Annotated in this window: 14 protein-coding genes and 3 pseudogenes; 12 read left to right on the top strand and 5 right to left on the bottom strand. The window is 68.4% G+C overall.

The annotated features are described in order from the left end of the window. The first annotated feature begins 8 nt into the window (after positions 1-8). Complete coding sequence (locus ACWCQM_RS26570; RefSeq protein WP_450917624.1) at positions 9-1,334, top strand: LmeA family phospholipid-binding protein; 1,326 nt, start codon at positions 9-11, stop codon at positions 1,332-1,334. A gap of 46 nt (positions 1,335-1,380) precedes the next feature. Here the strand turns inward: ACWCQM_RS26570 and ACWCQM_RS26565 are convergent, their stop codons facing one another. Then, positions 1,381-2,496 (bottom strand): PP2C family protein-serine/threonine phosphatase, encoded by a 1,116-nt coding sequence (locus tag ACWCQM_RS26565; protein WP_450917623.1) that lies wholly within the window; start codon positions 2,494-2,496, stop codon positions 1,381-1,383. A 168-nt stretch (positions 2,497-2,664) separates the two neighbouring features. On the opposite strand from ACWCQM_RS26565, the gene ACWCQM_RS26560 reads away from it, so the two are divergent. The 8 genes and pseudogenes from ACWCQM_RS26560 (at position 2,665) to ACWCQM_RS26525 (ending at position 10,228) form a co-directional block, all read left to right on the top strand. Then, entirely contained in the window at positions 2,665-2,934 is a 270-nt protein-coding gene (locus ACWCQM_RS26560) for a type II toxin-antitoxin system Phd/YefM family antitoxin (protein WP_450917622.1), read from the top strand. Further along, positions 2,927-3,190 (top strand): type II toxin-antitoxin system RelE family toxin, encoded by a 264-nt coding sequence (locus ACWCQM_RS26555; RefSeq protein ID WP_450917621.1) that lies wholly within the window; start codon positions 2,927-2,929, stop codon positions 3,188-3,190. Before ACWCQM_RS26560 ends, ACWCQM_RS26555 begins: the two co-directional genes overlap by 8 nt. A 375-nt stretch (positions 3,191-3,565) precedes the next feature. Further along, a pseudogene (locus tag ACWCQM_RS26550) lies at positions 3,566-3,871 on the top strand (CPCC family cysteine-rich protein); the annotation flags it as partial. Further along, positions 3,838-4,506: a DUF6000 family protein gene (locus tag ACWCQM_RS26545; protein ID WP_450917620.1), complete on the top strand. Its 669-nt coding sequence runs from the start codon at positions 3,838-3,840 to the stop codon at positions 4,504-4,506. The pseudogene ACWCQM_RS26550 and the gene ACWCQM_RS26545, both read left to right, overlap by 34 nt. A gap of 55 nt (positions 4,507-4,561) precedes the next feature. Next, on the top strand, positions 4,562-5,812 hold the full coding sequence (locus ACWCQM_RS26540) for a helix-turn-helix domain-containing protein (protein ID WP_450917662.1): 1,251 nt from the start codon (positions 4,562-4,564) through the stop codon (positions 5,810-5,812). Positions 5,813-6,124: 312 nt separating this feature from the next. Beyond that, complete coding sequence (locus ACWCQM_RS26535; RefSeq protein ID WP_450917619.1) at positions 6,125-6,922, top strand: toll/interleukin-1 receptor domain-containing protein; 798 nt, start codon at positions 6,125-6,127, stop codon at positions 6,920-6,922. Further along, a complete protein-coding gene (locus tag ACWCQM_RS26530) occupies positions 6,915-8,894 on the top strand; it encodes a hypothetical protein (protein WP_450917618.1) in 1,980 nt (659 codons plus the stop codon). Before ACWCQM_RS26535 ends, ACWCQM_RS26530 begins: the two co-directional genes overlap by 8 nt. Then, positions 8,891-10,228: a hypothetical protein gene (locus ACWCQM_RS26525; RefSeq protein WP_450917617.1), complete on the top strand. Its 1,338-nt coding sequence runs from the start codon at positions 8,891-8,893 to the stop codon at positions 10,226-10,228. Before ACWCQM_RS26530 ends, ACWCQM_RS26525 begins: the two co-directional genes overlap by 4 nt. A 137-nt stretch (positions 10,229-10,365) precedes the next feature. Here ACWCQM_RS26525 and ACWCQM_RS26520 read toward each other — a convergent pair whose 3' ends face one another. The 4 genes and pseudogenes from ACWCQM_RS26520 to ACWCQM_RS26505 form a co-directional block, all read right to left on the bottom strand. Further along, entirely contained in the window at positions 10,366-11,193 is an 828-nt protein-coding gene (locus tag ACWCQM_RS26520) for an AAA family ATPase (protein ID WP_450917616.1), read from the bottom strand. After that, positions 11,114-12,226 carry a tetratricopeptide repeat protein gene (locus tag ACWCQM_RS26515; protein WP_450917615.1) on the bottom strand — a complete coding sequence of 371 codons (1,113 nt, stop codon included), beginning with the start codon at positions 12,224-12,226 and terminating at the stop codon, positions 11,114-11,116. The genes ACWCQM_RS26520 and ACWCQM_RS26515 overlap by 80 nt, the downstream gene beginning before the upstream one ends. A gap of 58 nt (positions 12,227-12,284) precedes the next feature. Beyond that, positions 12,285-12,815 (bottom strand): NUDIX domain-containing protein, encoded by a 531-nt coding sequence (locus tag ACWCQM_RS26510; RefSeq protein ID WP_450917614.1) that lies wholly within the window; start codon positions 12,813-12,815, stop codon positions 12,285-12,287. A 1-nt stretch (position 12,816) separates the two neighbouring features. Next, positions 12,817-13,062 (bottom strand): annotated as a pseudogene (locus tag ACWCQM_RS26505) (tetratricopeptide repeat protein); the annotation flags it as partial. Here ACWCQM_RS26505 and ACWCQM_RS26500 point away from each other — a divergent pair. The 3 genes and pseudogenes from ACWCQM_RS26500 to ACWCQM_RS26490 form a co-directional block, all read left to right on the top strand. Continuing rightward, a pseudogene (locus ACWCQM_RS26500) lies at positions 13,059-13,361 on the top strand (aminoglycoside phosphotransferase family protein); the annotation flags it as partial. The pseudogenes ACWCQM_RS26505 and ACWCQM_RS26500 sit on opposite strands and share 4 nt — an antisense overlap. Next, a complete protein-coding gene (locus tag ACWCQM_RS26495) occupies positions 13,362-14,054 on the top strand; it encodes an SAM-dependent methyltransferase (protein WP_450917613.1) in 693 nt (230 codons plus the stop codon). It begins immediately after the preceding pseudogene. Between the two features lie 15 nt (positions 14,055-14,069). Further along, a complete protein-coding gene (locus tag ACWCQM_RS26490) occupies positions 14,070-14,615 on the top strand; it encodes an HAD domain-containing protein (protein ID WP_450917612.1) in 546 nt (181 codons plus the stop codon). Positions 14,616-14,826: the final 211 nt, after the last annotated feature.

The raw sequence follows: 14,826 nt of genomic DNA, 5'->3' as shown, positions 1-14,826 counted from the left end.
ATGAGGTGATGCACACCCCGCACCGCACGGAATCGCCTCACCGCACGCACGACCCGTACGAGGAACTCGGAGTCCTGGCCGACACGGTTCCGGGCGAGCACCCAGGACCGTTCCCGGACGAGCGCCCAGGACCGCTCCCGAACGGGTTCCGCGGCTCGGACGATGGCTTCCCCGGTTCGTACAACGGCGGGAACGCCGAAGGGGACGACGGTGGGAACACCGGCGGGGACGACGGCCGGTGGCGGGCCCGGCGGGCACGGGAGAGGACCCCACGTGCGGACCACCGCGGCTCCCGGCGCCGGCGCCGCCGTTTCACGGCGCTGCCGCTCGCCGCGAAGGCGGTGGTGGGCCTGGTCGCCCTCACCGCCTTCGTCGCTCTGGCCGACCGCTGGGCCGTGCTGTACGCCGAGGACAAGGCGGCCGACACGCTCAAGGACCAGCTGAGCCTGACCGCGGCCCCCGAGGTGGAGATCGGCGGTTTCCCCTTCCTCACCCAACTCGCCGACAAGAAGCTGGACTCGGTGAAGGTGACCGTGCCCGACCTGGCGGCCGACCGGGTGTCGCTGGCGAAGGTGTCGGCCACGGCCCACGACATCAGGCTGGAGACGGACGGCCTCACATCGATCCACGGCGCCGGCATCCCCCGGCTCGACGGTGACGTCCTGCTGTCGTTCGGCGACCTGAACCGCGAACTCGGCGCCTCCCAGGTGACGTTCAGCGGAGACGGAAACGACCGGGTCAAGGCCCGGGGCACCCTGCCGGTCGCCGGGCACGATCTGCGGCTGTACGCGGAGGCAACGATCCGCCGGCAGGCCGAGCGGGGCATCGCCACGGACATCGGCGGCATGCGCCTGGACATCGGGGACCTGGCCACCTTCCGCCCCGGCCCGCGCGCCTCGGACGGCCTGCACCTGACGAAGAAGGCGTCCGACGACCTCGGCCGGGAGACCCGCAAGGCGAAGGCCCTGCTGTCGGTGCCGGCGCTCGTGCAGCGGCTGGGAGTGCCGGAGACCACCGTGCGCGAGAGCCTGAGCGACGACGGGAAGCTCGCGGAACTGACCGGTTCCCCGGACTTCGCCCGTGAGGCCCGAAACCTCAACCTCATCGACCTGGCGATGGACAACCCCGAGGTGCTCAGCGGCCTGAGCCTCGACCCGGACCTCCTCGACGCCCTCTCCCGCCTGACCCGCCCGGCCCTCGCCGACAGGCTGTCCCTGGCCTTCGAACTGCCGGAGCCCGAACACGGCGACGTGAGGCTGCGGGACGTCCGGGTCGGGGAGGACGGCATCCGCGTACGCCTCACCGGCTCGCAGCTGACCGTGGGCGGCTCCTGAAGACGGGCCTCCCGCAACGGACCCCCGAGGTCGTGCCGCCGGGCGATCAGGGCCGGGACGCGGCGGCGCGCTCGACGACGATCATCGCGGCGTCGTCGTCCAGGTGTCCGCCGACGTGCCGCAGCAGATCGCGCCGGAGGCGGCCGAGGAAGGCGTCGGGGTCGCTCTCGGCCCAGCCGGTGACGCGCTCGGCGAGCGGATAGAAGGCGCCGGTGGAGTCGCGGGCCTCGGTGACACCGTCCGTGTACAGCAGCAGAAGGTCTCCGGGCCCGAAATCGAAGCTGTCGACGTCGTAGCGCGGATGCGCCAGTTCACCCAGCCCCAGTGGAGGCGCGGGATGACGGGCCTCCATGGTCGTCGGCCGGCCGTCACGCAGGACGACCGGCGGCGGGTGCCCGCAGGCCACCATCTCGACCCGGCCGCCCCGGTCGGGGATGTCCAGGATGGTGGCGGTGATGAACGTCTCCCCGTAGCGGTCCGCCCCGCCCGGCTCCATCAGGTCCCCGCACACGCTCCGGTCGAGGTGGGCGACCACCTCGCCGAGGCTCGCCCGACGGTGGGCCGCGCCCCGGAACGCCCCGAGCAGCAGGGCGGCGTCGTTGACCGCGGTCAGCCCCTTGCCCCGTACGTCGCCGACGATCAGCCGGGTACCGGAAGCGGTGCGCACCGCCGCGTACAGATCCCCGCCGATCTGGGCCTCGGCCTCCGCCGCGAGGTAGAGCGAGCCGACGCGCAGCGGTCCGATCTCCCTGGGCAGCGGCGGCAGCACGACACGCTGGGCGGCCTCGGACACGTACCGCACCTGCGCCAGCTCTCTCGCGCGGCGCTCCCGCAGCACACAGAAGATCACGAGACTCGCGCCGACCAGTACGAGGGCGATGATCTGAGCCTCGTGGTTGGCCGAGAACAACTCGTCGGGATCGCGCAGCACCCCGATGACCGTCTGGGCGACGACCGCCAGCGCGGCCACCAGCCCCACCGTCCGGGGCCCGCCGAACAAGGGCGTGATGGCAGGGGCGGCGACGAGCAGCGGACCCAGATGGATGTCGGGCGGTGCGAGGACGTCGATCACGGACACCGCGACGATCCACGCGATCGGTACGACGACCAGGGCCCGCCCCGCCCGCGCCGCCCGGCGAGGCCCTTCGAGGCGCTGCGACATGACTCCTCTCTACACCGCCCCCACAGGGCTCGCACGCCCACCCGGTCAGGCACGGACACGACTACCTGCCGGACCGTCGGTACTCATCCAGCACACCAGATCGCGGCGAAGGACCAGGATCGACCGACTGCTTTGTGTACACATGGGACACTTGGTACGCTTGAGCGCATGACGCAGCCGTTGCCCATAGAGTCCATCCGCGATGTGCGCGCACATCTTGCCGAGGTCGTGGAGCGGGCCGACCGGGATGATCTACCCACCGTGATCACGCGCCGAGGCAAGCAGGTCGCCGCGGTCGTGTCCATCGAGGTACTTCGGAAGTATCAGGAGTGGGAAGAGCGCGAGATCAACCGGATCATCGATGAGCGGATGGCAAATCCGGCAGAGGGTATCCCGATTGAGGAGATCATGAGGGAGACACTCGCGCGCCATGAGTGACTACCGCACCGTCTTCCGGCCCGAGGCCCAATCGGAACTACGCAAGATCCCCCGGGACATGGCACTCCGCATTCTGGCCAAACTGACCGAGCTGGAAAGCGATCCACTCGGCTTAAACACCACGGCACTCGTGTCCCAGCCAGAACGCCGCCGCCTACGAGTGGGTGACTACCGCGTCGTCTACACGATCGACAACGGTGAACTGGTGGTGTGGGTCGTGCATATCGGGCATCGCTCTACCGTGTACGGCACCTGATCCTGAGCTGGGGCACGCACGATCGGCCAGGACCTGCTGGAGTCAGGGACGCCACCGTCCGGACCGACAGACCGGGTTGTCAGTGGCACTGCTTTCATGACGCCATGAGCACTGTGCACGCGCTCGCAAAGGCCGCCCGACCCACTCCGCCGCAGGTCAGACGGCCTTTCGCCGAACGTATTACACGTTGAAGCGCCATGTCTGAAGCCAGATCCTGACCTGCGGCGGAGCCCCGCCCAGGGCTCTGACCTGGGATTTCCCGGTTGGCACGCGTTGGCTCCCGACGGCCGTTTACGGGTGTCCTGCGGACTGGCCGGGCACCCCAGTCAGAGAAATGCATGGCTCACCAGCGGGACCTCCAAGGAGACTGCGCAGGTGAGCAACTCCTACCCCTGCCCGTGCTGCGGACATCGCGTGCTGGACGCGATGCCCGGCTCGTACGAGATCTGCCCCGTCTGCTTCTGGGAGGACGACGGGGTCCAGTTCCGCTGGCCGACCATGGCCGGCGGGGTGAACAAGGTCTCCCTGATCGAGGCCCAGCGCAACTACCAAGATTTCGGCGCCTGCGACGAGCACGGCCGACGGTACGTCCGCCCGCCGGCCGAGGACCGCGCCCCGTGGCCCGATGACCACTCGGTGCTCTGCTGGTGGCTGCCCACTTTCTGGCGCCGGGACCACCCACATCGAGAGACTCATCCAGCAGCTCGACGACTCGGCCAGCCCAAGCCGACGCGCCACGTTCCGCGAACGCATCGGCGACGCTGCTCCTGTCCAGCGAATTCAGCTACTCCGGCAGCGTCTACGGCTTGGCCCTGGCCCGCTTCGGCACCCACGCGGACGCCGAGATCCTCACCAGCAGCCTCGACCGCTGCCTCCCCCGCACCGACCTCCGTCAGGACCAGCCCGCCGTGCTCGGCGCCCTCCTCCGCCTCGGCACCCCCACGCCGGCCGCTTCACCGAGCCCGACGGCCCATGGAACCAGTGGGTCAACGCCCTGGCCCACCTCCGCGGCCACCCCGGCTCCACCCCTGTCGAGCAACACCGCTGTTCGGACCTCCACCGTGACTACGCCCATGGATGGACCCGCCCGTGATCCTGTCATTCCCGATCGCGTCGCCACGCTCGTCGTCGACCCGGTCACTCCGATGAATGGACAGGGAACAACGGAGCACGAAAGAGGCAACGGGCAACACCGCCGAACCTCGATTCTCCAGGCGCGCCTCATGCCAAACTCGCTCTCGGATGCGAACCGAAACGACGCCGTCACAGCAGGTGTTGACCGTCGGGTTCCGTGCCGCCCGGTGGTCGTCGGATGACGGCTCCCCGTGAGGGCTTACGGCTCTCGCGATCAGTATAAAGGGGAGGTTGATGATGAGCACGACTTCCAGTTTCGGCCCAGAACTCCGCCGTTTACGAGTGGAATCGGGTCTGACTCTGACCGAGTTCTCCGTGGCTCTCAACTACGACAAGGGGCACCTCAGCAAGGTGGAGCGCGGGGAACGTTCTGCGTCGCCCGAACTGGCCCGGCGGTGCGATGCCTTCCTCGGCGCGGACGGCGAGCTGCACCGCCTGGTCACCCGCCCCGAGACGGACTCGGACTCGGGCACCGCCGGGCCGAGGCGCTGGCTTGTCGGGCGTCGGGCGGTCCTCTCAGCGGGTACGGGAGCGCTGATCGACCTCGGCCTGACACTCGGCGGTCAGGCGGTGTCCTCCTTGTCCTCCACCGTTGACCCCCTCCTGCCCTCCTTCCGCATGCAGTTCGACCAACTGCGGAAACTGGGCCAGTCCACCGCGCCCAGGGCCCTGCTGCCCCTGCTGGAGACGCAGACCCGCATGATCACCGGGCTGGCTGCCGACGCCCAGCCCGTTTCTCGGACCCCCGCGCTCCTGCTCGCCTCGCGGTTCGCGGAGTTCACCGGTTGGATGGCCCAGGAGGCCGGGGACAGCGGCGCGGCACTCGGCTGGACCGGCGAGGCCGCCGAACTAGCACGCGCCGGGGGTGACCCGCACCTCGGTTCCTACGCACTGGTGCGTCGCGCCCTGATCACGATGTACGGCGGGGACGGCGCCAGCACCGTCGCCCTGGCTCGCCGCGCCCAAGGCAGCGAACTCCCGCCGCGCATCCGGGGACTCGCGGCCCAACGGGAGGCACAGGGGCACGCGCTCATCGGGAACGAAGTCGACTGCCTCCGCAGCCTCGATAAGGCGCGGGAACTACTCGGCAGCGACGACACCCGCAGCGGCGCCGAGCCCGTGATCGGCACCTCCCATGTGAGTGATCCGGCGGCGATGTCGACCGGCTGGTGCCTGCACGACCTCGGCCGCCCCAAGGCAGCCGCCGACGTACTCGACCGGGAGTACCGCCGCCTCCCGCCGCACGCGCTGCGCACCCGTGCCCGGTACGGCTTCCGCCGGTCCCTGGCTCATGCCGCCTCCGGGGAGGTCGAGCACGCGTGCGCGATCGCCGGGGATCTCCTGGGAGTGATGCCGACCGTGCCCTCAGCAACGGTGAACAGCGACGTCCGGCGTCTCGCACGGGAGCTCTCCCGGTTCCGGAGCAGTCGCGCCGTACGTGATCTGCAGCCCGCGCTGGCACGCGTACTCGCCCCCGCGCACGACTGACAGCCGTTCCACGACCGAAACCGACTCGAACCGCCCGGCTCGCCGGACCACCCCATCCCCCCGGCCCTCCGGATCCCACGGTCTCCGACGGATCCCCTCTGATCACCGCTAGACGCGTCGCATCGCGCCCCCGGCTTCTTCAGGCTGTCCCCGACCCGTGACGCACCAGGCGGCACACCTCAATCCGCACGCCTTCCAGTGGATGCGCCATGCCGTCCACACGGTCAGAACCTCATGCCCTGGGCGGACCGTAAACCCCGGTCCACAGCCCCGCGCCCGTTCACCCCGTCCTCCTTCACGAAGGGAACCTTCATGCCCGACGTCTTCGTCAACTACCGCACAGGCGACGAGGAGTCCGCAGCGACCATGATTGCTCGGGAACTCACCCGTCGGTTCGGCGACGAGCGGATCTTCTTCGCCAGCAACTCGATCGAGCCCGGACGCCGTTTCCCGGTGGAACTGGTCAGGGCGGTGGAGGAGTGCGAGGCCCTCCTCGCCGTGATCGGCCCGCGCTGGGCGGAGGTACGGGGGGCCGACGGCCGCCCCGCCCTCGAAGCCGAGCAGGACTGGACCCGTCGCGAGATCCATACTGCGCTCGCCCGCGGGGTCCTCGTGATCCCCGTGCTCGTCGGAAAGGCCACGAGGATCGACCACGCAGTCCTTCCGGACGATCTGCTGGAGCTGGCGGACTGCCAGTACAGGCGGTTCGACCACCGCAACGCCGAATCAGACCTGACGGCGCTCGGCGACACCCTCGCCCGGCTCCTGCCCGAGCTCGGTGCGGTGGACCGGGACGCCCGTACGGTGCGGGAGCGGGAGGAGGCGAAATCCCGTAAGAAGTCGGCCCCGGACCCCGGGTCCCCCAGGATGCGGACGCGCGACGTCGAGCAACGCGTGCGCGGCGGCATCGGAAACCTCAACGGAGACCTGTCCGGCACCTTCGTCAACGAGCCTAAGGGGCCTGTGAACACCGGTCGGGGCCATCAGTACAACGCACCTCACTTCGAGGGCGACAACACCGGGGTCCAGTTCACAACGGGCGACAACAGCGGTACGGTCCACCAGCGTTTCGAGCGTGAGCGCCGGCATGGGACGACGGACGATGAGTGAGCAGGACCGCGTCACCGTCAACGATCCACGCGGCCCAACGAACAACGGCGAGGGGCACCAGTACGTCTTCTACGGCGTCGGCACGGACTGGATGATCCGCAAGGGGGTCGAGTTCCTCCGGATCACCCGCGAGGACCGAGTGCGCCTGGCCGACCGGTTCGTTCCGCCGGTGGGCTACCGCGTTGCCGCCGACCGTCTGGAGAAGCCCGGATCCGTGGTGCTGCTGGAAGGGCTGCCCGGCAGCGGCCGCCGCGCTGCGGCGATCATGCTGCTGCACGGGTTCGGTGAGGACGGGGGCGCAGACGATGAGGGTGTCCGGTTCGAGGAGCTTCCCGTCACGGGCAAGGACGAGAACCCTCTTGTTCCCGGTATGGGGGACCGTTTCCTCCTCGACCTCTCCGGAATCGCCGACGAGGAGACGTACGACAAGGCTCAGCGCCGCCTGGCCGTGCGCCGGTCACAGGTCCAGGAGTCGGGGGCCCACATGGTCGTTGTCCTGCCGTCGGGCATGGATCACGCTCACTCGCCGGACCTCGACCCGCACACGGTGAGGCTAGGACGCCCCAGGGGCGTCGCCGTCGTCACCCGGTACCTCCGCATGGACCGGATGCCCTTCCGCCCCGCGAACCTGGTGAGCGCCGACCTCCAGCACCTGTGCGACCGCTCCCCCATGCGGGAACTGGCGCGGCTCGCGGGACTGGTGAGAGCCGCTCGCGACAGCGGCCGGTTCGGCGCCGACTTCGCGGGATGGCTAGACCAAGCGATGCACGCGGTGACCGACCGTGCCGGCGAGGTGGGCCGGCAGGTGGCCACAGTCCGCACCGCGCCCGAGCGGGCCCTGCTGCTCGCGACGGCAATGTTCGAGGAGGCCCGCGGTGACACCGTCTACGAGGCGTGGCACGGTCTTATGAAGACGGTGAAGCACGAGGAGGAAGTGACGACCGAGCTCGCGCGGACGGATTTCGGAGAGCGGTTGGAAGGGCTCGGGATCGAGCGGGATCCGGACGGACGGCTTCGCTTCGCACGGCTGGCCTATGCCGACGCGGTACGGAGGTACTTCTGGGCGAACTTCCCCGGGGTACGCGATGACCTCAGGGACTGGATCGGCTGCGCCGCCGGGCTACGCGGTCTGACCACCGACGACCGGGTGAACGTCGTCGTCCGCTTCGGTGAGCGAGCCCTGGCTGTCGAGCGGCCCGACCACCTCTTCGACCTCGTGGCGCGCTGGGCGGACCACGCGACCGGAACGTCTTGCGATCCACGAGCCGTGGCCGCCCTCGAACTGGGGCTCGGCCACGAGAGGTTCGGGGGGTGGTTCCGCAAGCGGATGTACGAGTGCGTCGTGAGATCCGGCTCCTTGTCGAACGGTCTCGCCCGCGTCCTGACCACGGCCTGTGTCCAGAGCCTCATCGTTACGCACCCGGATCAGGCGGTGGTACGGCTCCACTACCTCGCCGTACGGAAGGGAAAGGCTGCGCGCGAGGCCCGGGAGGCTCTTCTCGACCTCGCCGGCCGCGACCGCCGGCTCTACCGACTGCTGATCGACCGCTTACGGGACCGGGCGCGTCGGGAGCCGCACGGGGCAGAGCCCCATCTCCATCTGCTCACAGACCTGTTGAGGAATGACCGGGCACCGGACCCGCCGCCGTGGCCGGACCTGTTCCTGGGCTGGGAGACGGTGTTCTCCCAGCCGCCGACGGAGCTCTGGAAGCCGCTGGTGAGCAGCTGGCTGAACGCCGTGGCGGGCGACAGCGCACGGAAGATGGCGCTGGAAGTGATGGTAGGGGCGACGCGCAGCCGCGCAGCCGCCCTCCACCGCCTCTACGCCATCGCTTGCGACTGGGCTGGGTCCACGCGCCACCCATCCCGGGCAGCGGTCGCCGCCCTCTTCTGGCGGTACATCGACCAGGTGCAGTACGGCCGCACAGAGCGTGCGGCCACCGGACCACAAACCACGGAAGAGGCACGATGAGACACCGTTTTTCCAGCTTGTTGTTCGTCGTCCTCTGTGGCCTTGCACCGGTTGTGCTCGGAAACCTCCGCGACTGGTCAGCCTGGCTGTGGGGCTTCATGTCCATGGTCACGGCCTCGGGCTCCTTGCTGCTCGTGATGACGGTCCTCAGCAGCGGCCGCACGTCGGCCAACCCGTACGAGCCCGGGGAACCCGAGCCGCCCGCGGTGCCAGTGGAGCAGCCGTACCAGGAGACACGGGTGATCGACGCAGTATTGCCGAGCGCGACGGGCGGCTACGACTTCCTCTTCTCCGCCACTGTGTGGTGGAAGCCTGTTCCCGACCACGCCGACCGGTCGGACGACGCCTCCTCGGCCTTGGCCGTCTCCTCGGTCGTCAGCCGGGCCCGGGAGGTCGTCCGCCACGAGGAACCCGACCGGGCGAGCTTCGCGCAGTATCTCCTGGACGGGGAGTTGGGCGTCCTGCTCCCGGACCGGAACGATCGGGTGAAGGCCCTGGCGACCGATGTGACGCTGACCCTCGCTCCCGCCGACCGCGAGCGCCTTCGGAAGCTAAACGATCTTCGCAAGGACGAGGAGATCTGGGAATGCGAGCGCGAGCACGAGCGCAACAAGCGGCGCTACCTCGGGGACGACGTACTCAAGAGTGCGGGCAGCGCGGTGGTGTGGTGGCTGGCCCGCCACGAGAACGAGATTGAGAAGGCGGTCCACATGATCGGCCCGCTCGCCCAGATCGCGGCGGCCGCAAACGACGAGGAGGTGCCCGCGCTCTTCCGACACCTGCTCGTTCCGCCCGTGGGCGCGCGGAGCGAGGCGACCGTCGGGGGACCGCCGTGGGACGAGGGTGGCCTCGGAGGGGAGATGTTCGACCGCGAGGAGGAAGTGGGGGTCTCGGATCGGCTGAGGCTGTTGCTGACGGCTGCGGGCGTCAAGCCCGACATGGACGGGTACACCGTGTTCGTGCACCGTGTGATGCGGTTCCTCCAAGCCGAGGGGCTGGACGAAGCCGCCGACGAGATCAGGCGGGCCTTTGGCCTGGCCCCCGACGAGGGGCCAGAGGGCGGCCCTTCTAACGAGGGGGACACCACGGGGCCTTGGCCTCCCCGCTCCCCAACCCACGAAGGCCCGCCGTTCACCCACACGGCTGCGCACCCGGATGCCGATGGGGGCGCGGACACGTTCACGCCCTGGACGGCGGAGAGCAGCGCAAACGACAGGAACAGAGACCAGTGGGAGACGAGTGAGGAAGAGCTGACGTCTCCACACCTGTGGGACCCCTCGCACAGCCCGCACCGGCCCGCCGAACCCCGCACACGGGACGAGGACGGAAACTGATCCGACAAAAGGGTCGACTCTCCAAGGTTCCCCTTCGCCGCACACCGCGGCAGGGGATCCCTTCCCGTCCCGAGACGGGGCAGGTCGGAGGGAGCCTTACCTCGAAAGACCAGGCTCTCCCTCCGACCTCCACATTGCTAGATCATCGACGTGGTGGTGTCATCCACTTGCCGTTCAAGCCCAGCGCCTGACCAGGCACTTCGCTGTTTGGTTGCATTGGCTTGCAACGGTCGCTCTGCGAGCATCCTGCGGATTGTGGAGGCAGCGGGCATCACGTCGTCACCGGTTCGGCGAAACGCTTTCAATGAGCTCTTGGTACGCGTCCATGACGTCGCCCACGTGCAGCGTAGTGACCTCGTCTTGAGATGGGACCTCGGAGCTGCCATACAAGTCGAACACACGCAGGTCCCGCACTGAGGCAGCCTTCCGAGCGAGTTCGCGCGCGCGAAGCGACCATTGCCAAGCCGATCGATCAAGCCATCGGTGACGGCAAGGTCACATGACGTCCGCAGCGCAAGCGCTGCCTCCTCAGTAGGGGCGTCGCCTTGGGCTCCCAGGAATGACTCCGCGATCAATACCAGCTCGTCAGCCGAATAGGCGGGAAAATCCACCCGAGTGTTGAAGCGGGAGGCAAGACCCGGATTGGTGGACAGGAGCTCGGCAATTTCGTTCGGATATCCGGCAAGAATAACAACCAGACGATGCCTGTCATCCTCGGCTCGCTTGAGAAGCACCTGCAGGGCTTCCTTACCGAAGGCGTCACCACCGGAGTACCCGGTGTTGGACAGTGCATACGCCTCGTCGATGAAGAGAACACCGTCCAGCGCCTCGTCGATGATCTTAGATGTCTTGATCGCCGTCTCTCCAAGGTGCTGTCCCACGAGGTCAACGCGCTGGGCCTCGACGACGTGACCTCGGGCAAGCAAGCCGAGCCCTGCGAAGACCTTGCCTACGACGCGAGCCACCGTGGTCTTGCCTGTGCCGGGCGGCCCGGCAAATACCAAGTGCTGTGGAGCCGGCGCCGCGGCCAGACCCTGACCTCTTCGCACCGCCGCCATCCTCAGTTGTGCCGACAGGCTTCGCACCTTGGCGTTTCACCGGGGTCAGGCCGACCATCTCGTCCAGTTCGGCCATAGCCTCGTCCAGCAATGCCGAACGTTCCTCGTCGCTCAGTGTGGCACCGGAGGAGTCCTCACGCTGTTCCTGAGCAACCCCAGCGGCCTGGGCGGGCACACGCGCAGCAGGCGAGGAAACCACCTTCGCTCGCTGAGCCACATCACCCAAAGTCGGGCTGTACCGGAAGGCTGTTTGGAACTGCTTCAGAGCTTCCTCCGCCCGGCCGAGCTGCTCGTACGCACGGCCACGCAGATAGGCAGTTTCCCCGAGGAAGCCAGCGTTGTCGGCAAGGGCTTGCGGTAGTGGATTCAGCACGTTGAGCGCCTCGTGATGGACGCGTTGGGCGATGAGGCTGGCTGCAACACAGAGCTGCGACTCATCCCGCAGGAAGGAGTCCCTGATTCCCTCAGCAAAGGTCAGAAGGAGTGGCCAGTCCTTCTTCAGGAAGGCGTAACGTGCGCAGACGAAACGGGTCTCGTCGCAATCGAGCACAGCGTGGGAGAGCATGTTCCATGCTTCATCGAGTAGGCCGTCGTCCAAGAACTTCGCCGCCCGCGCGAGCCACAGGTCGCGGGACGTCTCAAGACGGAAGGTGACGTACGTCCCGATCTGAAACCGCGAGGACAACGGGGCCTGGAACCTTGTGCGCATGGTGCCGAAGGACTGGGCTTGGCCGTGCATGGCCTCGATCGCCTGGCCCTGGAGCTGCCCCGTCGCATGCAGTCCCAGCCAAGCGTCAGCGGCAAGCGGGTTGTACTCGACGGCCGCGCGAAAGGATTCGGCCGCAGCGGCCCGATTACCCATCCTCAGCTGCGCAACCCCTTGGAGCCACGCTTGCTCGCAATTCTTGATCGAACGCCGTGATACGGACTGCCCCTGCACCCGGGCCTCCACTGCTGTCGTTGGTTGATTCAGGATCCGCCCGCGTAGGACAGGCGGACTACCTCCACCCGTCTAGTGATACCTGAGAGTTGCCATCCAAGTACTGGTGTAGGGCACTGGCCGTAGTGTCGACAAAGACTTTGGGGATGGCGTCGGCGTCGACCCAGCGGACCTGGGAGTGCTTGCGGGGTTCGCGGTTTTCCGGTTCGCCGGTCCATTCATGGGTAGCGAAGACGACCGTGAGGAAGCCGTTGGGGGCTTCGACGCCCCAGGCGCCGTGGATGATGTGGGCGACTTTGAGGGCCTCGGGCTTCACCATGAGGCCCGTCTCCTCGTAGAGCTCGCGGACCGCGGTCTCGGTGATGGGCTCGCCAGGTTCGCTCTTGCCGACGGGCAGGTCCCACATGCCCTGGGCGAACTTGGCGTTCTCGCTGCGCTGGAGGAGGACGACGCGGTTGGTGGCCTTGTCGTGGACGATGACGGCCGCGACCAGCAGCGTCATCGAGTTGAGCGCCGGCTTGAGGGCTGGGGGGCGGCTGTCGGTCTGCTGAGCCACGGGGTTCCCTTCGTCTGGCGGGTTGTTGGGCATGTTAGGCGAGGGCCTCGCGGGCGAGATCGGCGGCGCCGGGGACGTGGCGGCGCTGGTAGACCGCGAGCGTGGAGCGGATCGAGGCGATCGCCTTGTGGGTGCGGTCGGAGGTCATGCCCTCCATGAGGACCAGGGCTTGAGCCCAGGCCGCGACCGCTTCGTCGGCGCGGGCCTGGGCGGCGAGGCTGTCGCCGAGGTCGGCGTGGGTGAGGGCGTGGACTCGCTTGTACTTTTCCGGGTCCCGCCTTCACTGGGCCCGGCCTGATCGACCTCGCCTCGTACCACGGCACCACCGACGTACCGAGCCCCTTCCGCATGCGGGTCCTCCTGGAGCAATACGTCACCGCAGGCGGTCATGAAGACGCCCTAGCAGCTCGGGGCGGCCTCGCCGCCGAGGCATGGGCCCTGGGTTGGCACCGCATGTGGGCCGTGGAGTGGTTCATGGAGCAGGCCATCCGCTGGATCGACGACCCGGCCAAGGACCCCGCATACATCCCCGTTGTCCGCCGCCACCTGAACGACGTGGTCCAACTCCTGGAGGTCTAGGTGCTCGCCCAGATTTCCCCCTGGTACGCCCACGCAGCCCAGCACACAGCCGCTGCCCCCGCGCACGCCCTCACCACACCGGCCCGGATGGAATGGAGCACCCACGTCGGCATCGGTCCCGGCGCCGAGATCCTGGGCCAGGACCTGTGCGGCAAGCGCGTCCTGGAGCTGGGCTGCGGCCCCGGCCACAACGTGGCCCACCTCGCGAAGCACCACCAGGCCCGCGTCACCGGCGTGGACCTGGTCGGCCTCCAGGTACGCCGCGCCCGCTCCCACTACGGCCACATCGACGGCGCCACCTTCGCCGTCGGCCATGCACTGCACCATCTGCAAGCCACCGGCCAGACCTTCGAAGCGATCTACTCCGTCTTCGGCGCCGTCGGCCTCGTCGCCCCCGAGCTCCTCCTCACCGCCATTTCCCGACGCCTGAGGCCTGGCGGTGTGCTGGCCTTCTCCGTCCCTCACCCGGCACAGGCCGGAAGACATCCATCCACGGACGACCGTCCGCGCGAGGACTACGTCACCATGCCCGACCGCACCCGACTTCCCCTCGCCCGATGGGAGTTCGACGCCCGCCGCTGGGGAGCCCACCTCTCCCGGACCGGCCTGCGCATCACCTCGACGGTGGAGCTGCGGCACCCGCGCCGCGACCCGTGGGCCACCACCCTCCTGATCACCGCCCGCAAACGCTGACCGACGGAGGCACCGATGCCCCTCCCCTACCTGCTCTTGGACATCGACGGCGTCCTCATCCCGTTCCCGGCCGCCGACGGCAGCACCCCGCCCACCCACGTTCGCCACACCGTCCTGCCCGCCGGCCGACACCCCGACGACCCCGTGCCCATCTGGCTCGACCCGAGCCAGGGACGCATTCTCGCCGACCTCCTGACCAGCGGGCTCGTCACTCCCGTGTGGTGCACGAGCTGGCGCAGGGACGCCACCACGATCATCGGCCCCCTCCTGGGGCTGCCCGACTTCCCTTACCTCGACCTGCCTCATCCTCAGATCACCACCAGTCACCCCGACGGCTACCTCTGGAAACGAGACCACGTCGAGGCCTGGCTGGCAGACGCCCCCGCCGTCTGGATCGACGACGACTTCACCGACCTCGACCATGAATGGGCAGCAGAGCGCACCGCCGAGGGGACGCCGACCCTCCTCGTTCAGCCAGACCCACACCTCGGGCTGCAGCCCGAGCACCTCACCGAGCTCGCGACATGGGTCTCGCAGGTATACACAGCCCGCGCCGCCTGATGACTGATGCCCTCGCTGTCGCGAGCGATGAGGGCATCAGAGTGTTAGTCGAGCGTCTGCGGTCCACGGCAGAGATCGGCACCGCTGAATGAGCAGGGGTGATGAAAGGTGATGTGGTCAGGTTTACCAGCACCATCCCTGCACGGGAAACGGCAAGGGGTCCGACTCATAAAGCCAGACCCCTTCTGACCTGCATGTTTGCCAGATCAGC

Source organism: Streptomyces sp. NPDC002125, assembly GCF_053593715.1.
The sequence above is the reverse complement of the archived record's forward strand: the minus strand, read 5'-3'. Positions and strand labels throughout refer to the sequence as shown.

Excerpts from the sequence above, each read along its gene's own strand:
- ACWCQM_RS26525 (WP_450917617.1), top strand. The coding sequence starts at position 8,891 with ATGAGACACCGTTTTTCCAGCTTGTTGTTCGTCGTCCTCTGTGGCCTT.
- ACWCQM_RS26510 (WP_450917614.1), bottom strand. The coding sequence starts at position 12,815 with ATGCCCAACAACCCGCCAGACGAAGGGAACCCCGTGGCTCAGCAGACC.
- ACWCQM_RS26530 (WP_450917618.1), top strand. The coding sequence starts at position 6,915 with ATGAGTGAGCAGGACCGCGTCACCGTCAACGATCCACGCGGCCCAACG.
- ACWCQM_RS26555 (WP_450917621.1), top strand. The coding sequence starts at position 2,927 with ATGAGTGACTACCGCACCGTCTTCCGGCCCGAGGCCCAATCGGAACTA.
- ACWCQM_RS26540 (WP_450917662.1), top strand. The coding sequence starts at position 4,562 with ATGAGCACGACTTCCAGTTTCGGCCCAGAACTCCGCCGTTTACGAGTG.
- ACWCQM_RS26560 (WP_450917622.1), top strand. The coding sequence starts at position 2,665 with ATGACGCAGCCGTTGCCCATAGAGTCCATCCGCGATGTGCGCGCACAT.
- ACWCQM_RS26565 (WP_450917623.1), bottom strand. The coding sequence starts at position 2,496 with ATGTCGCAGCGCCTCGAAGGGCCTCGCCGGGCGGCGCGGGCGGGGCGG.
- ACWCQM_RS26490 (WP_450917612.1), top strand. The coding sequence starts at position 14,070 with ATGCCCCTCCCCTACCTGCTCTTGGACATCGACGGCGTCCTCATCCCG.
- ACWCQM_RS26570 (WP_450917624.1), top strand. The coding sequence starts at position 9 with ATGCACACCCCGCACCGCACGGAATCGCCTCACCGCACGCACGACCCG.
- ACWCQM_RS26535 (WP_450917619.1), top strand. The coding sequence starts at position 6,125 with ATGCCCGACGTCTTCGTCAACTACCGCACAGGCGACGAGGAGTCCGCA.